Origin of the sequence: uncultured Ilumatobacter sp., assembly GCF_963980585.1 — a bacterium.
Taxonomy (GTDB): domain Bacteria; phylum Actinomycetota; class Acidimicrobiia; order Acidimicrobiales; family Ilumatobacteraceae; genus Ilumatobacter_A.
This window is the reverse complement of record NZ_CAXCAM010000051.1, coordinates 1-17,471: the sequence shown is the minus strand read 5'-3', so window position 1 is coordinate 17,471 and position 17,471 is coordinate 1. Positions and strand designations below refer to the sequence as shown.

Sequence of the window (17,471 nt, the reverse complement as noted above, 5' to 3'; positions counted from 1 at the left end):
AGCTCGTTGGTGGCAGCCGGGTCGTTGATGTAATCAATGGTGGACTGCTGCACGATGGGAGCGAACGCCGCCATGCAATCGCTGAGTTCGGCCTTGCGTGCATCGATCACGGCGAGCGGTGCGGCATAGGTTTGCCAACCGGCGTCGTGGATCAGCTGGAACTTGACGGGCTTGCCCCAGTCGGTGAAGACATTCTCGTAGTTGTAGGGCTCGGCTGAAGCGAAGCCCTGCTGGGCGATGGCACCGTTCTCGGCGATGAACACCGAGGGGCCGCCGTCGTAGCTGCCGTCGAGCTGGCCTTCAGTGACCTGACCATCAGCGAGCAGGAACTGCATGTATGCGCCTGTCTCGAAGTATCGAATGGTGACGCCGTCGCCGTCCTTTGCGGTAGCCAGATCGGCAATGGTCTGGGCGTCTGGGTAGGTCGCTGGGTCCCACATGATGATCTGCGGGTTGATCTCGAGCGGTGCGACAAACGCCGTGGTCGGGTTGTCTGCGTAGTTCTCGATTGCTTCGTCGGTTGCGACGTAACCGAAGGTGACGTCAGCGTCCTGTGCCATCAGCGAGACGACCTGCTGGAAGCCAACGGCGGGGCCACCGGTGCGAATCTCGATGTTGACGCCAGTTGCGACACCTCCGCTCGCGACCAACGGGCCGCTGACGACCTTCTTGTCGGCGTCGATGGATGGGTTCTCGCCGACCATTTGGTACAGGGCGCCGTGCTCGGCTTCCGGGAACCAGTCGGTCTGGATGACGATGGTCTCAGGACAGACAGCGGAGAGGATTCCGTCGTCGGCGGGTGCGTCGGTGTCAGCAGGTGCCTCGGTGTCAGCAGGTGCCTCGGTGTCAGCAGGTGCCTCGGTGTCGGCAGGTGCTTCGGTGCCGGCTGGCGCTTCAGTGTCTGTCGACGCCTCGTCGTCGCTGCCGCATGCGGCAACAGAAATGGCGGCGACTGCACCGAATGCAGCCAGCTTGGTCAGGCGAGTGTTTTGCATGAGTAGGTGTCTCCCCCTGGAGGTTGTGGTGATGGACCGGAATGTTGACGCCGGTGGACACACACTAGGAGAAAGAGCAACGGGCTCAGAACTGCGACGCGTGAACTTCTTGTTTCGTCCTTGCGCCCATCGTCACACCGAGACTGGTGTGACGTCAGTTGGAGCGCTTCTCGTGCCAGTTGCCGACCACCCGGTTGCCGATCCATCCGAAAAGCACAAACACAGCAATGCCCAGGAATGCCGACATGACGACGGCGCCATACATCTGCTCATACTCAGTTGAGTTCTGATAGAGGTTGATCAGGCGTCCGAGACCCGGCTCTCCCTGCCGGAAGAAGAAGTCTCCGACCACCGCGCCGACCACCGAGAGGCCCGCAGAGATCTGCAGTCCAGTGAAGATCGAAGGCATGGCCGCCGGGTACTGCAGCTTGAAGAGTCGGGTCCAACGCGAGGCGCCATTGAGCGACATCAGTTCGTGGTATCCCTTGTCGACACTGAGGAGACCGAACAACGTGTTCGCGACGATCGGGAAGATGGCGATGATGACGCACACCATCACCCGGGCCTTGAAGTTGAATCCGATGACGGTGCCGATGAGCGGTACGAACGCGAGGATCGGCATGGCCTGGAGTGCAATGAGAAATGGCCAGATCGAGTTCTGGACCCAACTTGCTTGACTCATAATCGTGGCCAGCACGAAGCCGAGTGCGATAGCGATGGCGAGGCCGAGCCCAGCGACCTGGACCGAGGACCACAGGCCATCGAGCAGCTTGAGGAGGCCGCCGCCGGTGCGTGAGCCGCCCGCCCCGCGTTCGATATTCCAGGTGAGGATCGATTCTTGAAGGACTCGGTGGGGAACGGGGACCAGCGGCTTCTTCGGTTCTGACATCAGGACGTGATGGGTGAGGTACCAGAATCCAATGAAGCAGCCGAAGACCGCGGCGGGTCCGGCAAACCGGGCAAGGCCGGCGGACTTCTTCGGTGGGTTCGGCGTCTCGGCCTCTGATGCGTGGGCGATTGCCTCGGCGCTTACTTCGGGGTCATCGAGTGCAGTCACGGGTGCGCTCCTCGCAGGTCCTGGGAGATCTTGCCGGACAGTTCGGCAAAGGCGGGCTCGTAGCGGATGTCATGGCTCCGGGGGTATTCGAACGGCACCTCGTAGTCGGCGACGATGCGTCCCGGACGGGCCGACATGACGAGGACCCGCGTGGAGAGAAACACCGCTTCGGCAATCGAGTGGGTGATGAAGAGTCCAGCGAAGTTCTTGGTCTTGAACAACGACAGGAGCTCGTCGTTCAGTCGCTCCCGGCTGATCTCATCGAGTGCACCGAACGGTTCGTCGAAGAGGAAGACATCGGGTTGCAGCACGAGTGAACGGGCCAGTGAGGCGCGCATTCGCATTCCGCCGGAGAGTTGCTTGGGGTACTTGTCCTCATGCTCGTCGAGGTTGACCAGGGCAAGCGATTCGTCAACACGGTCCGACATCGCAGCAGAGCTCTCGCCGTGGAGTTCGGCAATCAGTTCGACGTTCTTGCGGACGGTGCGCCAGGGGAACAGAGTTGCATCTTGGAAGACGTATCCGATCGAGTCGCGGTCGACGTTGCACTCGCCACCGGTATGCGTTTCGAGGCCGGACGCGATGCGGAGCAGTGTGGATTTCCCACAACCTGAGGGGCCGACAACGGTGACGAATTCTCCAGGGTCGATGTTGATCGAGACGTTGTCCAGTGCATGGGTCCCGTCGGGAAACACCATGGACAAATTGTTGAATTCGAGCGCATGCTCGCGGGTGGCGGACAAGTGCGGTGCTCCCTGTTGGTGGTCTGGGGTGAGATCAGTCATGCGGCGAGACGCTGTCCGTTTCGCCACACGATGCGGTCGGTCGGCCCGAACGCGATTGCTTCGCGTACTGTAGCCGCGCGGGCAGCGACGAGATCAGCCGGTTGGCCGACCTTGATCGTTTGGGCTCCGAGGCCCGTGACATCGGCAGAAACACCGCTGACCGAGGCCCATGCTTCATGCGGAAGCATGTGGGCCGTCATGATCATCAGGCCAGCGGTCTCGAAGGGGCAGGCGCGGCCAACGGGATTGAAGGGGTCTTGAAGGTTGTCAGCGCCGGCCGCGACGCGCACGCCCGCAGCGCGCAGGGCTGCGACGGCGGTCAGGCCGCGCGGCATGGGGGAGTGGCCCCGTCCTTGTAAGAAAAGGTTCGTGTGCGGGAGTGCGACGACGCCGATGCCAGCGGCGGCCACCGCCTCTGCCGTAGCTCGCTGTTCAGGCTCCGGCTGCATACTCAGACTCACACAATGACTGGCCGTGACCTGATGCTCGAAGCCCGACGACACCAGCTCGGCCAGCTCGGCGAGACCCCGTGCAGTCGGGTCCAACGTCTCGTCGGTGTGGAGGTCGACATCGACGCCGTGGTCAGTGGCTGTTTGCAGGAAGAACTCGGTGGGCCCGAGTGTGTCACCTCCTTCGAGGTGCGGGCACCCGCCAACGAGGTCGGCTCCGGCAGCGAGGGCCTCGTTGAGCAACGCGCGCTGGTCCGCGGCGGATGGGCCCATCACCGGCCATCCTGAGAGTGCGACAATTTGGACATCGATCACCGCGGCGACCCGTTGCTTCACCTCGGCCAGTGCCTCGATGCTCCGCAGCCCGTGAGCGGTCGTGGTATCAGCGTGGCTGCGCACAGCGCGGTAGCCGTTCGAGGCCATCAAGCGGGCGGCACGCTCAGCACGTTCGATTGTCTCGTCGACACTAAGCAGATGGCGGTTCTCGCCCATCGCAGTGATCGCTCCCATGAGATCGCCGGTCGGATTGACGATGCGCTCTGCAAGGAACGCCTTGTCGAGATGGGCGTGGGGTTCAACCGCTGCGGGCAGTAGGACGTAGCCGTCGAGATCGATGACTTCGTCATCGCCGTCGGCTGGCAACAGTTGTCCAACCTTGGTGATCACGCCGTCAATGATGCGGATGTCCTGTTGCAGATGTGTCACATCCGTGTGAATTGTGGTTGCCCGTTGCAAAAGCGTCGATGCCATCGTGGGAACATAGACGCCATGGTCGCTGCAAAAGATCTCAAGCTTGGTGCATTCTTCTTCGGAGGCGTCGAGATGGACGACGCCGGCGCGGGCAAACCGGACCCGATGGACCGCCGCTACTCGAACGAGGCCTGCTGGCAGGCGACCCTGGATTACGTCAACTCGGCAAAGGAAGCCGAACGCCTTGGCTTTGACTCGTTCTGGACGACCGAGCACCACTTCCAGTACGAGGGCTACGAAGTCATTCCCAATGGATTGCTGATCTCGACATGGATCGCGGCGCAGACGACCACCTTGCGCTTCGGAGCGATGTTCAACGTCGTCCCGCAGTGGAACCCGATGCGTCTCGCGGAAGACTTTGCCACCCTGCACAACCTCTCGGGAGGTCGAGCGATGCTCGGCGTCGGTCGTGGAACCGTCCCGCGCGAGGTACTACACCTCAACGACAAGGGTGTGTCGATTGGTTCCCAGGACAACCCGGATCAAGCTGCGGCTGACCTGTTCAACCGCGAGATCTTTGAGGAGTCGATGGAAATCGTCCGTCGTGCGCTGAGCCAGGAGAGCTTCCGGTTCGAGGGGAAGCACTTCCAGATTCCGATCCCCGGGATCCCCGACCGAGGCGAGACGGTCACCGACCTGACGCTGATCCCGCGACCGGTCTACCCGTACGAGATCTGGCAGGCGGTGACCTCGCCACCGACTCTCGACTACGTGCCGACGGTGGATCACGGTGCCGTCTTTTGGAACCAGCACTACAGCTTCATCAAGCGATTCTGGGACACGTACGGAGAGAACTACGCCTCCTCACATGATGGGGTCGAGCTGCAGGCTCATGAGAAGCGCATGCTCGTCGTGTCATACCGCATCGAGGACACGATGGAAGAGGCCCGGGCCAGCGCATTGAACGGTCACGACGAGTTCTGGAAGTTCCTTGGCCCCTACGGCTGGAGCCGTGGCTACATGGGCCCAGATGGAAAGCCCGCTCAGCCGGGCCTGATCCCGACGCTCGACGAGTCGATCGAGAACAAGACGATGCTGGTCGGCACGCCCGAACACGTCGCGTCGGAGATCCAGTTTTTGAAGGACCTCCTCGGCTTCGAGTACCTCACGATCTTCCCTCACCTTCTCGGTGACAGCTACCAGAAGGCCGACGAGCAGATGGCCCGCTTCGCGCAAGAGGTGCTTCCGCTGCTGAGCTGATGTTGTTGATGGCGAACCGGGGGCAGTCACCTGCCACCAACGGCGGCAACACGGCTGTCAGCGCCCGGCGCAGCTCCCGACGATGGTGCGTGGATCAGCCGCACCAGCCAACGTTCCATTCGCCTCGACGACGATTGCGTGAGCGTGCCCGAAGCCTGAGTCCCACGGACCCGTGGACGAAACCACGTGCCCGCGGTCGCGGAGACCAGCGATCCAGGAGTCGGCGGCGTGGCCCTCGATTGACACGCTGGGTCCGCTCGCAGCGGTCCAGGTGTCGAACCCGGTCTCGGGCCCCTTCAAAGCCCAGCGCCCCGCGTTGATGGCCATGCCCGGCGATTGGCCGTGGTGGAAGAGACGAGTGGCGACTTGCAACAGAATTTGGGGCTGAGCGTCACCGCCCATCGTCCCAAAGACGCTGAGCAGCTCACCATCGCGCGTGGCCAGCGCTGCGGACAGCGTGTGAGGAGGGCAGCGACCAGGTCCAAGTTCTGCCGGATGCCCTGGATGCAAGTTGAACCCCATGCCGCGGTTGTGGAGGTTGATACCGGTGTTGGGCTCGACCAGGTGGCTGCCAAGTCCGGAGGCGTTCGACTGGATCAGTGACACGCCCATCATCCGGCCATCAGCGCTACGCCCTGCGGTGCAGAGGTAGGTGGTGTCGCCGTCTCGATCCGGCGCCCATCGGTTGCTGGCTCGTTCGCGATCGACCTGGTCGATTCGTCCGGCGATCTCTTCGACGAGAGCGGCACCGTCGGCGTGTTCGTGCAGCCGGTCGGGACGATCGTGGCCCGCGGCGGTCGAGGCTTCGATCAGCAGGTGGGCCCACTCATCGTTGTCGGGATCGGCGGGAAACTTGCCGGCGGCGCGTAGTTGGTCGACCAGATGTGCCGATCCAAGCGTCAGATATCCCTGGGTGCTCGGACCAACGGTGTGGAGGTCGACGCCGAAGACCGATGTGGTGAGGGGAGTGACCCAGTTTGCCTGTGATGTCTCGAGGTCGGATTCCGTGAACAAGCCGTCGCCGAGTTGGATCAGGCCGTCACCGAACGCTCCTCGGTAGAACGTGTCGCGTCCTCCTGCGGCAAGATCGGCGAGTGCCAGCGCGACCCCCGGTCGGCGGACGAGGGACCCTGGGGAGGTGGCCTGGTCGAAGAGTTCAGCGAGGTTGGCCCGGCTGGTCGGGTCGAGACGGCCGCCGATTCCGGCCAGCAGCGGACTGGCCGGAAAGCCCGCCGACGCCAGCTGGATCGCCGGCGCGAGGATCACTTCAAGGGGAAGTGATCCAAATCGTTCGTGCAGCGCGGCCCAGCCGTCGACACAACCAGGCACCGTGACGGATCGGATGTCGAGCTTGAACGGCATCTCGCTGAAGCCTTGCGACCTGAGCGCATCGGCGTCTGCACCTGAGCCGGCTTGACCGGCAGCATTGAGCGCGAAGACCTCACCATCGACGTGGACGAGCGCGAAGAGATCGCCTCCCATGCCGCACAGATGCGGTCCGGTCACCGCGATGGCGGCGTTGGTCGCAATCGCTGCATCGACGGCGTTGCCGCCACGAGCGAACATCTCGTTGCCCGCCGTCGTCGCCAATTGATCTGCACTCGCGACGAGATGTTGCGGTGCCCTGACCGTTGATCGCGGCGGATGTTGATACGTCATGGCCCGACCTTAGGTCCGGTGTCGCGACAGTTTGCGCGTGAGCGTTCACCGTCGGGTTGCATCGACCGGGTGCCGGTGATGCCAACATCGCTGCATGTACGCAGTCGCAACGTTCCTCGTGGTGGCCATCTTGTCGATGGCGTTTACCCGTTTGGCCGCTGGCGCCTTGATCGCCACCGGACTGCCACCAGACGTGGCCAGCTTTCAGGCTCGGTCGGCTTTCAGCGGTGCTGGATTCACCACGACCGAGGCCGAGAACGTCGTGAACGACCCGGACAGGCGCAAGATCATCGGGATCACAATGTTTCTCGGAAATCTTGGCACCCCGACGTTGGTCGTCACCGTGCTCGTTGGCTTTCTGGCGCCGGGTCCGGGCAACACAGCGGAACGGGCCATGGTCACCGTCTCCGGTCTTGTGCTCGCCGTGATGTTGGTTGCCAACCGCCCGATGCAGCGATGGCTCGTGAAGGTTGGTCATCGGGAGGCGCGGCGCCGGTTACTTCCTCGCCTCGACAAGCAGATGGTTGAACTGTTGGCCGTCGGTGAGGACTTCGTCGTGGGGTCGGTGCAAGTCATGGGTGGCCCGGGGCCGACGGTACGAAGTCTGCGCAGCATCGATGACGCGCTTCCGGCGGTCCGGGTGCTGGGTGTACAACAGCCCGAGGGGTTCTTCGGAACGCCGCCGGTCGATGTCGAACTGGCTGCTGGTGACAGCATCATCGTCTATGGCCGTCGCAGCGATCTGCAACATCTCGCCGAAGGGTGAGAACGCCCCCGAAGTGATTCCGCGTTCAGCCTGACCAGACGTTGCGTTCAATCATCACGTTGCGGAGCATCGCGACATCGTCAGTCATCACGCCATCGGCACCGAGATCGAGCAGGCGGTGCATCTCGGGCGCATCATTGATCGTCCAGACGTGGACGGGAACCCCAGCGCGTCGGGCGTTGGCGATGAAGCGTTCATTGACGACGGTGAGGCGGCCGGCAGCAGTCGGGACCTGCGCCGCACGCGGCTGCGCTCCGGGCAGGCGGCCAATGAGTCGAAGCGCAGCGATCTCTGCCGGGGCCATCGAAGTGAGCAGCCCGGAGCCGAGACGCGTCCGCAGCGCGCGTAGCCGTTTCAGACTGAACGCGCCGACACAGATTTGCGGGAGGAGTCCCCGCTGCTCGACCAGCTCGATGAGGGGGTCGACTGACTCATCGGACTTGCAGTCAATGTTGAACCGGCGGTCCGGCCATCGGTCGAGCAGGTCGATCATCCGCGGGATTGGCTCGAGGTCATTGACCCGCAACTCGGCGATCTCCGCCCAGCGTAAATCGGCGATGTTTGCATCGATGCCACATGTTCGCTGCAGGTCCGAGTCGTGGAACGCAACGAGGACGCCGTCAGCACTGCAGTGGACGTCAGTTTCGAGATACCGGTACCCCAAGGAGACGGCGTGCTCGAAGGCGGCCAGCGTGTTCTCAGGCGCTTCCAAGTTGCCACCGCGATGCGCGAACGCGACCGGACCTTCGTGACTGAGATATGGGTGACGGCTCACGCTCAGATTGCTCGACCGGCAGCCTTCCAGTATTCGTCCTTCAGGAGGCGCTTGTAGAGCTTGCCGGTCGGATGGCGGGGGAGTTCTTCACGGAAATCGACCGAGCGTGGGCACTTCACATCCGCGATCTGGCTCTTGCAGAACTGGATGAGTTCGCCAGCAAGCGAGGCAGCTTCTTCAGCCGTCGTCGGCATCACCCGCGGTTGCACAACGGCCTTGACCTCCTCGCCAAAGTCATCATTGGGGACTCCGAACACAGCGACGTCGATGACCTTGTCGTGGGTCACCAAGACGTTCTCGGCCTCCTGCGGATAGATGTTCACCCCGCCCGAGATGATCATGTACGCCTTGCGGTCTGTGAGATACAGGAAGCCATCGGGATCGAGGTAACCGACATCGCCCAGCGTGCTCCATCCCTTGGGGTGACGCGAGCCCTTCGTCTTGGCTGGGTCGTTGTGGTACTCAAACTCGGCTCCACCGTCGAAGAACACCGTTCCCGGCTGTCCCTGCGGCACCTCCTCGCCATCTTCACCGCAGATGTGCAGCGTGCAATTGATCGGCGACCCCACGGTGCCCTCATGCGCGAGCCACATATCGGAGTTGCAGTAGACGAAGCCATTGCCTTCAGACCCTGCGTAGTACTCGTGGATAACCGGCCCGAACCACTCGATCATCGACTTCTTCGTCGGCACCGGACACGGCGCAGCGGCGTGAATCACGTACTGAAGAGATGACACGTCGTACTTGGCTCGGGTTTCCTCGTCGAGCTTGAGCATGCGCACGAACATCGTCGGAACGACCTGGCTATGGGTGATGTCGTACTCCTCGACGAGCTGCAGATAGCGCTCAGCATCAAAGTTCTCCATTGCCACGATGGTGGCGCCCAATGCGTGTTGGGCCATGCAGAAGCGGAGCGGAGCTGCATGGTAGAAGGGCGCGGGCGACAGGTAGATCGTGGTGTCGTCAACGCCGAACAGCAGTTGGCAGAGCCCGGTGACGCCGTTGTTCCACTCTTCGAGCGGCTCGTTCGGGAATGCTCGAGTGATGCCCTTGGGCATGCCGGTCGTACCGGACGAATACAGCATGTCCATCCCAGCGATGCGCGCCTCGTCGAGCGGTTCGGGCGACTGCGCTTCGACTGCGGACTCATACGCCTCGTAGCCATCGATCGAGCCGTCCAACATCAGGCGGAGTTCGACGTTCGGTGTGGCCGACATCACTTCTGCGGCTTGGTCGGCCTTGTACTTCGAGGTGATGTAGGCGCGCGCTCCGCAGTCGTTGATGATGTATTCGAGTTCGGCGCTTTGCAGGCGCGACGAGGCGGCAGTGTAGACGAGACCCGCGTAATGGCAGCCCCAGATGACCTCGAGATACCGATCGTGGTTCTCCATGCAGATCGCAATGTGGTCACCCGGGTTGAGGCCCGCGGATCGCAGGAGCCGGCTGAGGCGGTTGGCGGCAGCGTCCAGTTCTCGGTAGGTCTGAGTGAAGCCTGAGTTGGCCATGATGATGGCCGGCTTGTCACCGTGCTCAGTGAGATGTACACCTGGGATCATGGGGCCGAAGGTAGTCGCCGATACCGTGACGCCGTGCATTCGGCGATGGTCATTCGGGGGCAGCGATGACGTCCGCCCGGTTCGCGAAGCTGATGTCGGGGGACTCCGATTCGCTCGACCTCGACGAGGCATCGCTCGTCATGTCAGCTGTACTGCAACCGGGTCTCGACGAGATCGAATGGTTGGCCGCGCTGGATCTCATCGCGGCTGACTGCCCGACTGCCACGCCCGAAGGTGTCAGCCGGTACCTCTTCGATGAATTGGGGTTCGCGGGCAACAAAGACGCGTACTACGACTGGCGCAATTCGTGCCTGGATCGCGTCATTGAGACGAGGACCGGCATCCCCATCAGTCTGTCAATTCTGATGATCGAGGTTGGCCGTCGGGTTGGTGTCAAATTGGTGGGGGTCGGTATGCCCGCGCACTTTCTCGTCCGCTCGGTGGAGGACGACACGACGTTTTTCGATCCCTTCGACGGTGGCCGCCAACTCGACCGCGACGACGCTCGTGCGCTCTTTGAGACCATCACCCGCGGTCAGGCTCCATGGAGTGATTCGCATCTGCACCCGACGCCGAATCGGGCGATTGTCATTCGAATGCTCAATAATCTGAAAAGCGTTTTCGCGCGCCGATCAGATGAGGTGCGATTCGCTCTGGTGATGCAGCTTCGCGCACAGGTCGCGGAACTTGCGGTGCTCGAGGCCGACGAGTTCGCGAGCGCCAACGCCATCTTCAACTGAACGCATCGCAACAGGAAGACGACGACATGATCGACCGCGGTATCAAACAGGGCCTTGGCCAGATGATGAAGGGCGTGCAAGTCATTGGTGCTGCTCACGGCGGGGTGCAACGTGCCTACACCAGTCATTGGTTGAGTCAAGTGAGTTTCGAGGAACCGATTGTGATGGCGAGCGTCTCTCCGAAACACGACACGTATCCATTGATGGTCGAATCGGGTGGATTTGCGGCAAGCCTCCTCGGCGCCGACCAGATTGTCGAAGGCCAGTACTTCAGTTACCCCGGTCGCAAGATGGAGTATGTCGCCGCGGAATACCTCACCGAGTGGCCGGATCTTGCGGGCGGCCCACCAATCGTCCCGAACTCGATTGCCTGGCTCCGGTGTGAGACCTTCCAGCAGATGACAATGGAAGACCACGAGCTGCTCTTCGCCCGGGTTGTCGAAGTGATCCCGAACCGCCTCAAGGATCCGCCGCTGCTCTATTCCAGTCGGCTCGGGTGGCGAGCATCGGGGGACAAGGCCCGTGAGCCGGGAATGAGTATCCGCGACCAGTTGCTGGCGCGCGTCGAGGCCGAAGGTTCAGCGTCCGACGATCGGTGACCAGGCTTCGCTGAGGCGGGGTCCGGTTGTCTACCTTTCTGCCATGACCGTGATCGACGCGACCTCGACCTTCACCGCTGACGAGCAACGGGTGATCGACCTGACCACCGAGCTGCTCGACAGCTTTCCGCCGGCCGACACGGCCCCGCAGACCTTCCTTGGTGAACAGTTTGATCTTGGCCTGGCGTGGGTGCACTTTCCTGAGGGCAACGGAGGGCTTGGACTCAACCCAAAACTGCAGCAGCTCATCAACGAGCGCGTCTACGGCGCCGGCGGACCAAACGCGATGTACCGCAACCCGATCGGTCATGGCATGACCGGGCCGACCGTGGTCGCGTGGGGGAGCGAGGACCAGAAGCAGCGCTACCTCCGGCCGCTCTTCACCGGCGAAGAGGTCTGGTGCCAGCTGTTCTCCGAGCCTGGCTCTGGCTCGGACTTCGCAGGGTTGTCGGCGACGGGAGTCCGAGACGGCGATGAGTGGATCTGCAACGGCCAGAAGGTGTGGACGACCTTGGCCCATCTCTCGAAGTGGGGCCTCCTTGTCGTGCGCACTGATCCGCAAGCCGTGAAGCACGCAGGTCTCGCTGCATTCGTCGTCGACATGGAAGACCCGACGGTTGATATTCGTCCGCTTCGCCAGATGACCGGTGAAGCCGAGTTCAACGAAGTCTTCTTCACCGACACCCGCATCCATGAGAGCGAGATGCTCGGCAAGTCCGGAGACGGGTGGCGAGTGTCGCTCACGACACTGATGAACGAGCGGCAGTCGATTGGTGGGGGTATGCCCGCCCGCGGTTCGGGCACGATCGCTGCGCTCACCGACGCGTGGAACAATGCGCCGGCCGACGCGAAGACGCCGACCGCTCGCGACGAGGTGACCAAACTGTGGTGTGAGGCCGAGGTCCTCCGCCTCACCAACGTTCGCGCCAATCAGAACCGCAAGATGGGAGATCCGGGGCCCGAAGGTTCCATCGGCAAGATGGCAGGAGCCGTCTTGAACCAGAAGATTTACGAAGGCGTCATGGATCTCCTTGGCGCCGACGCGATGCTCTATGGAAGTTACGAAATGATTCGGCCGGAGACCGCCATGGGTGCCGACACCCTCCAGAAGGCATTCCTGCGCAGCCGGGCAAACACGATTGAGGGCGGCACGACTGAAGTGATGGCGAATATTCTCGGCGAACGCGTGCTCGGGCTGCCCGGCGACGTGCGGGTCGACCGTGACGTGCCGTGGGCCGAGGTGCCGCGCAACTGATCGCGGTTACTTCGAGAGACTGGCGAGGACGTCGCTGGCCCCGAGTGCTCGGTCGTCCATCACCGGTCGGTCGAGCAGCGTGCCGCCAAGCAGCACCGTCGATGCCATCTCGATCGACGACTGCAGGTCCCGAATGTTCCGAGGTGGAGGAAAGTACTCGTCTTCATCAGTGACGTGGACCAATTCGATCCCGTTGAGCGGCGCGAGGAATTCGACGACCTCGGTCACCAACTCCTCGGGAGCTGACGCACCCGCAGTGACGCCAACGATGCCGGTCAGATTGTCGGGGAGTTCCTCCACGCCGTTGATTCGGTAGACGCGTTCGCAGCCCTCTTCGATCGCGAGCTGCTCAAGCGCCCGGGTATTCGAGGAGTTGGCCGACCCGATCACGACGATGACATCACAGCGGTGCGCGAGTTCCATCAACGCCGCCTGCCGATTTGTTGTGGCGAAGCACAGATCGCTGCGACCTGGCGTCCACACGTCAGGGAATCGCGCCTTGACTGCGACGGCGACGCCTTCCCAGTCGCGGTGGGACAGCGTGGTCTGGGCGAGCAGCGCAACGGGTTGCTCAATGTGGCCGAGCGCGGCAACCTCTTCGACCGATTCGACGCGATCGATCGCGTCTGGCGCAACAGCCATCGTGCCAACGGCTTCTTCATGGCCTTCGTGGCCGACGTAAACAATGCGATAACCCTTACCTGTACGCACCTTGACCTCATGGTGCACCTTGGTGACGAGCGGACAGACTGAATCAACGACGTAGGAGCCGCGAGCGCGAGCCGCTTCGAGAATCGCCGGCGGGGAACCGTGTGCTGACAGCATGATCGGACTGCCGGGCGGCACTTCATCGATGGAGTCGATGAACACCACGCCCTGCGCCTTGAAGCGATCGACGACCAACTTGTTGTGGACAATCTCGTGGTAGCAGTAGACGGGACCCGGGAACGATCGAACCATCCACGCCAGGGCCTTGATCGCCATTTCGACGCCCGCACAGAAACCACGAGGTTCCGCGAGCAGGACAATGTCAACGCGCCCCGCTGGGGTCGAAGGTTCGAGGGCCGGCTCCGCGGTACTACTCATCCGGTTCAAAATCTACCTGGTGAGGGCGGCGGTAGCCTGGCTGCTCCCATGTCCACCATCTCCGACTCTTCTGCTGGCACTGCCACGAGTGGCCTCGCGCCCATCGTCGTGGCGGTCGCGCCTGGCTCGCCAGCCGACCTGGTGGGCGTCGAGCCGGGTGACGAGATCCTGCGGGTGAACGGCGACGTTCCTCGCGACATCATCGAATGGCAACTCGCAACAGACGAGGCCGACGTCGAACTCGATGTCAGCCGCGGCGGCCTCGACCTTTCGATGACGATCGAGAAGGTTGCGGGTACATCGCTCGGCATCGAAGTGTCGAGTGCCGTCTTCGATCGGGTCAGAACCTGCGACAACCACTGCGAGTTCTGTTTTATCTACCAACTGCCCAAAGGGATGCGCCGCAGTCTGTACCTGAAAGATGACGACTACCGCTTGTCATTTCTCTACGGCAACTTCACGACGCTCACGCGCTTCACCGAAGCCGATCTCGAGCGCGTGGTGACCGAACGGCTATCGCCACTCCACGTCAGCATTCATGCCACGGACCCCGACATTCGCAGTGCGATGTTGAAGAACCCGCGTGGCGGCATGAGCCTGCGGTGGCTCCGAGCGCTCCTTGACCACGACATTGCGGTCAAGGGCCAGATCGTTGTGTGTCCTGGCGTCAACGATGGCGCTGTCCTCGACGACACGCTCGCCGGCATCCTCGACCAGTACCCCGAACTCGAATCGGTTGCGGTGGTGCCCCTCGGGATCTCAAAGTTCAACGCCGAGTCAGCAATGCGCTTCCATACGCTCGCCGAGGCACAGTCAGTCGTCGACACCGTCGATGATTGGCAAGACATCTTCCAGGCGACGCTCGGCAAGCGGATGGTCTACGCCGCCGACGAGTATTACCTGATGGCGCAACGGTCGTTCCCAGTGGCTGACCGCTACGACGGCTTCCCGATGCACGAAGACGGCATCGGCATGGCTCGCACGTTTGAAGCAGAGTTCCACGGAGCTGCCACCGAAGCCACGGGCGTGCAGCGCGGCTTCTTTGCCGCAGTCGACGCACCACCGAACCCGGCCGCCTACACCGGTTTGCGACAGAACGGCTGCGGCCCAGCCGAGGCCGTCGCGGCATCCGCTGCTCCGACAGCAACCGGCATCCGGCTCCGCCCGCGACGCTCTGCACCTGTTGCTGTGCTCACTGGCGCCCTCGGCGCCCCGGTGATTACCCCATTGATCGAGTCGCTGGGTCGCACCGACGTGCGAGTGCTCACGGTCGAGAATCACTTCTTCGGCGGGAACACCGGCGTGACCGGGTTAATGACGGGCGAGGACGTCAGCAACGTGCTGGCTATCGAACCTCATGGTCACCGGTATCTCATTCCCGACGTGTGCCTGTCCGACGACGGCCGCTTCCTCGACGGCGTGGGCATTGCAGACCTCCCACGCCCGGTCGAGATCATCCCCACCGACGGCATCGCATTGCGCGCCGCCCTCGAGACAGCAGGAACAACAACATGAGTACCGATATCCCCGCGCTTCCCGAGGATCCACTCGACCTCGATCCGGATGCCATCAGCGACTTGGGCGAGATCGTTCCGGCTGACCCTTCGGCTGATCTGCCGACCGTGGTCATCATCGGCCGGCCCAACGTCGGCAAGTCGACGCTGTTCAACCGCATTGTCGGCAGCCAGCAGGCCATTGTCGAGGACCGGCCGGGCATCACCCGCGACCGCAAGGAACTCGAGGCCGAATGGCTCGACACTCCCTTCCTCATCGTCGACACCGGAGGCTGGATGCCGGGCGGCGATGCGCTCGAAGAGAAAGTCACGCGACAAGTCGAAGAGGCCGTCAAGGAAGCTGACGTCGTGTTGTTCGTCATTGATGCTTCAGTGTCATTGACCGATGACGATCAGCTCATTGCTAACTGGGTCAGACGAACCGGCACGGACGTGCTCGTCGTCGCCAACAAGGCCGACAACCAGCGCCGTGAGAACGACATTTGGGAGTACATGGGCCTGGGGCTCGGCGACCCGATGCCCACGAGCGCACTTCACGGGCGACGTGCGGGCGACTTGCTCGACAAGATCATCTCGTTCTTCCCCGAGCGGGAGGAACAGCCAGAAGAAGAAGATGCCTACGACGAGGACCAGCTGGCCGTCATCGAATCGTTGATCGACCTCGACGGCAAGCCGCCCCCGCGTGTCGCAATCGTCGGCAGGCCGAATGTCGGTAAGAGCACACTGTTCAACCATTTGGTCGGCACTGACCGGGCTGTGGTCCATGACCTCGCCGGCACCACTCGCGACGCGATTGACACCTTGGTAGAGACTGAAGATGGACCGATCGTGTTCGTCGACACTGCTGGCATGCGCAAGCGCGGCAAGATTGATGACTCGGCGGAGTATTACTCACTCGTCCGGGCCCTTCGGGCGATCGATGACTCTGACATCGCGCTGCTCGTTATCGACGCAACCATCGGTGTGACGGGTCAGGATCAACGTCTGTCTGAACGCGTTGATGCATCGGGCTGTCCGATCATCATCGTGCTGAACAAGTGGGAGCTGGTCGGTCCAGAGGCACGACTTGAGGTCCAGTCCGAGGTGAAGCGCAAGCTGGCATTCCTCGGAGATGCCCCCGTGCTCAAGATTTCGGCGCTGTCCGGCAAGAACGTGCACAAGCTGCACCCGTTGCTGCAGGACTCGATCCGTCAGTACCACAAGCGGGTACCAACCAAGAGCGTCAACAAGATCATCGGTGCAGCACAGCAAGCTCAGCCTGCGAATGGGGGAGCGAAGGTGCTCTACGCGGTGCAGGGCGCCACCGATCCGCCGACGTTCACGCTGTTCGTCAACCGCGAACTGGACCGCACCTACCTCCGTTACCTCGAGCGTCGGCTGCGCGAGGACCTCGATATGGGTTCGACCCCGATCAAGATGCGCGTGCGCAAACGGTCCTGATCAATGCCCTGGTGTGAACCCTGCGCGAAATACTGGACGCCGAACGCAATGAATGACGACGGCACGTGTCCCACGTGCGGCGAGCAGGTGGTCGAAGCTCACGAGCACGCCGACGGCGATGTGGCAACGGACGAGAAGGCGCCGTGGCATTTCAAGCTGATGATCGTCGCGCTTGTCATTTACCTGTCGTGGCGTGTCATCGCCATCTTCGTCTGATCCGACGGTCCCGTTGCAGCGCAAACTCACCGCGCTTCGATAGAGTCCCAGCTTCACATACGGGGCATTCGTGCCTCGGTACGGGCTGTGGCGCAGCTTGGTAGCGCACTTGTCTGGGGGACAAGGGGTCGCAGGTTCAAATCCTGTCAGCCCGACACCGTACGCAGGGACTTTCCAAAACAGGGGAGTCCCTGCTGTCGTTTTCGGTCACAAAACGGTCACAGAAAAAGCCGAAAACATTTGTGGGCATCAAAAAGCCCGGTCGCACAGAGTGAGAAAGTCAGCCGATGTCGTACATGGCAGCAACCGACTCAGCAGCCGCTCGATCACGTTCTGATGACGCCGCAACGTACACATCGAGCGTGATCCGCACCGAAGAATGGCCTAATCGGGTCGCGACCTCTTTCACATCGGCACCACCATCGAGCGCGTGCCTGGCCCAAGCGTGCCGCAGCGCATGAAGCCGCAAGTCAGGCAAGCCCGCAGACTCTTTCAACCGCTTGAACGTGCGAGTGACAATGGCCGGGTGAACGAGCTCGCCGTGCGGCCAAGTAAACACGAAGTCACCCTCAGGCCAGTAGGTGCCGACCGCTAACCGTTCGGTTGCCTGCTGACGTTTCCAGTCCTTC

General features: G+C 62.3%; 17 protein-coding genes and 1 tRNA gene. 9 read left to right on the top strand and 9 right to left on the bottom strand.

From position 1 onward, the window contains the following. The 4 genes from ACH2DW_RS13350 to ACH2DW_RS13335 all read right to left on the bottom strand — a co-directional run. Window positions 1-995, bottom strand: a 995-nt coding sequence (locus tag ACH2DW_RS13350; protein WP_394930238.1) for an ABC transporter substrate-binding protein, incomplete at its 3' end; no start/stop codon positions are given. A gap of 154 nt (window positions 996-1,149) precedes the next feature. Next, window positions 1,150-2,052 carry an ABC transporter permease gene (locus ACH2DW_RS13345; RefSeq protein WP_394930237.1) on the bottom strand — a complete coding sequence of 301 codons (903 nt, stop codon included), beginning with the start codon at window positions 2,050-2,052 and terminating at the stop codon, window positions 1,150-1,152. Then, window positions 2,049-2,837, bottom strand: coding sequence for an ABC transporter ATP-binding protein (locus ACH2DW_RS13340; RefSeq protein ID WP_394930236.1), 789 nt, complete (start codon window positions 2,835-2,837; stop codon window positions 2,049-2,051). The genes ACH2DW_RS13345 and ACH2DW_RS13340 overlap by 4 nt, the downstream gene beginning before the upstream one ends. Next, window positions 2,834-4,036, bottom strand: a complete 1,203-nt coding sequence (locus ACH2DW_RS13335; protein ID WP_394930235.1) for an amidohydrolase family protein — start codon at window positions 4,034-4,036, stop codon at window positions 2,834-2,836. The genes ACH2DW_RS13340 and ACH2DW_RS13335 overlap by 4 nt, the downstream gene beginning before the upstream one ends. 18 nt (window positions 4,037-4,054) lie before the next feature. Here ACH2DW_RS13335 and ACH2DW_RS13330 point away from each other — a divergent pair, with 18 nt between their 5' ends. Beyond that, on the top strand, window positions 4,055-5,236 hold the full coding sequence (locus ACH2DW_RS13330) for an LLM class flavin-dependent oxidoreductase (protein ID WP_394930234.1): 1,182 nt from the start codon (window positions 4,055-4,057) through the stop codon (window positions 5,234-5,236). Between the two features lie 57 nt (window positions 5,237-5,293). Here the strand turns inward: ACH2DW_RS13330 and ACH2DW_RS13325 are convergent, their stop codons facing one another. Then, window positions 5,294-6,895 (bottom strand): gamma-glutamyltransferase family protein, encoded by a 1,602-nt coding sequence (locus ACH2DW_RS13325; RefSeq protein ID WP_394930233.1) that lies wholly within the window; start codon window positions 6,893-6,895, stop codon window positions 5,294-5,296. 94 nt (window positions 6,896-6,989) lie between these two features. On the opposite strand from ACH2DW_RS13325, the gene ACH2DW_RS13320 reads away from it, so the two are divergent. Continuing rightward, window positions 6,990-7,661, top strand: coding sequence for a hypothetical protein (locus ACH2DW_RS13320; RefSeq protein WP_394930232.1), 672 nt, complete (start codon window positions 6,990-6,992; stop codon window positions 7,659-7,661). A 25-nt stretch (window positions 7,662-7,686) separates the two neighbouring features. Here ACH2DW_RS13320 and ACH2DW_RS13315 read toward each other — a convergent pair whose 3' ends face one another. Together ACH2DW_RS13315 and ACH2DW_RS13310 are read right to left on the bottom strand one after the other, a co-directional pair. Then, a complete protein-coding gene (locus ACH2DW_RS13315) occupies window positions 7,687-8,436 on the bottom strand; it encodes a glycerophosphodiester phosphodiesterase family protein (RefSeq protein WP_394930231.1) in 750 nt (249 codons plus the stop codon). A 2-nt stretch (window positions 8,437-8,438) separates the two neighbouring features. Continuing rightward, the gene (locus ACH2DW_RS13310; protein WP_394930230.1) at window positions 8,439-9,992 is read right to left on the bottom strand and encodes an AMP-binding protein; all 1,554 of its coding nucleotides are present in this window, start codon (window positions 9,990-9,992) and stop codon (window positions 8,439-8,441) included. 65 nt (window positions 9,993-10,057) lie between these two features. Between ACH2DW_RS13310 and ACH2DW_RS13305 the strand changes: the two genes are divergently transcribed. From ACH2DW_RS13305 to ACH2DW_RS13295, 3 genes are read left to right on the top strand one after another with little or no spacing between them, the layout of a single operon-like run. Then, complete coding sequence (locus tag ACH2DW_RS13305) at window positions 10,058-10,732, top strand: SirB1 family protein (protein WP_394930229.1); 675 nt, start codon at window positions 10,058-10,060, stop codon at window positions 10,730-10,732. 26 nt (window positions 10,733-10,758) lie between these two features. Then, window positions 10,759-11,331 carry a flavin reductase family protein gene (locus ACH2DW_RS13300; protein ID WP_394930228.1) on the top strand — a complete coding sequence of 191 codons (573 nt, stop codon included), beginning with the start codon at window positions 10,759-10,761 and terminating at the stop codon, window positions 11,329-11,331. A gap of 43 nt (window positions 11,332-11,374) precedes the next feature. Next, window positions 11,375-12,586, top strand: a complete 1,212-nt coding sequence (locus ACH2DW_RS13295; protein WP_394930227.1) for an acyl-CoA dehydrogenase family protein — start codon at window positions 11,375-11,377, stop codon at window positions 12,584-12,586. Window positions 12,587-12,592: 6 nt separating this feature from the next. Here the strand turns inward: ACH2DW_RS13295 and ispH are convergent, their stop codons facing one another. Then, window positions 12,593-13,672: a 4-hydroxy-3-methylbut-2-enyl diphosphate reductase gene (gene ispH / locus ACH2DW_RS13290; RefSeq protein WP_394930226.1), complete on the bottom strand. Its 1,080-nt coding sequence runs from the start codon at window positions 13,670-13,672 to the stop codon at window positions 12,593-12,595. A gap of 48 nt (window positions 13,673-13,720) precedes the next feature. On the opposite strand from ispH, the gene ACH2DW_RS13285 reads away from it, so the two are divergent. From ACH2DW_RS13285 to ACH2DW_RS13270, 4 genes are all read left to right on the top strand, one after another. After that, window positions 13,721-15,187 carry a DUF512 domain-containing protein gene (locus ACH2DW_RS13285; RefSeq protein ID WP_394930225.1) on the top strand — a complete coding sequence of 489 codons (1,467 nt, stop codon included), beginning with the start codon at window positions 13,721-13,723 and terminating at the stop codon, window positions 15,185-15,187. Continuing rightward, window positions 15,184-16,626, top strand: a complete 1,443-nt coding sequence (der, locus tag ACH2DW_RS13280) for a ribosome biogenesis GTPase Der (protein WP_394930224.1) — start codon at window positions 15,184-15,186, stop codon at window positions 16,624-16,626. Before ACH2DW_RS13285 ends, der begins: the two co-directional genes overlap by 4 nt. 48 nt (window positions 16,627-16,674) lie before the next feature. Beyond that, window positions 16,675-16,842: a hypothetical protein gene (locus tag ACH2DW_RS13275; RefSeq protein ID WP_394930223.1), complete on the top strand. Its 168-nt coding sequence runs from the start codon at window positions 16,675-16,677 to the stop codon at window positions 16,840-16,842. Window positions 16,843-16,923: 81 nt separating this feature from the next. Then, window positions 16,924-16,997: transfer RNA gene (locus ACH2DW_RS13270), tRNA-Pro, on the top strand. 125 nt (window positions 16,998-17,122) lie between these two features. Here ACH2DW_RS13270 and ACH2DW_RS13265 read toward each other — a convergent pair. Further along, window positions 17,123-17,471, bottom strand: a 349-nt coding sequence (locus ACH2DW_RS13265) for a tyrosine-type recombinase/integrase (protein ID WP_394930222.1), incomplete at its 5' end; no start/stop codon positions are given.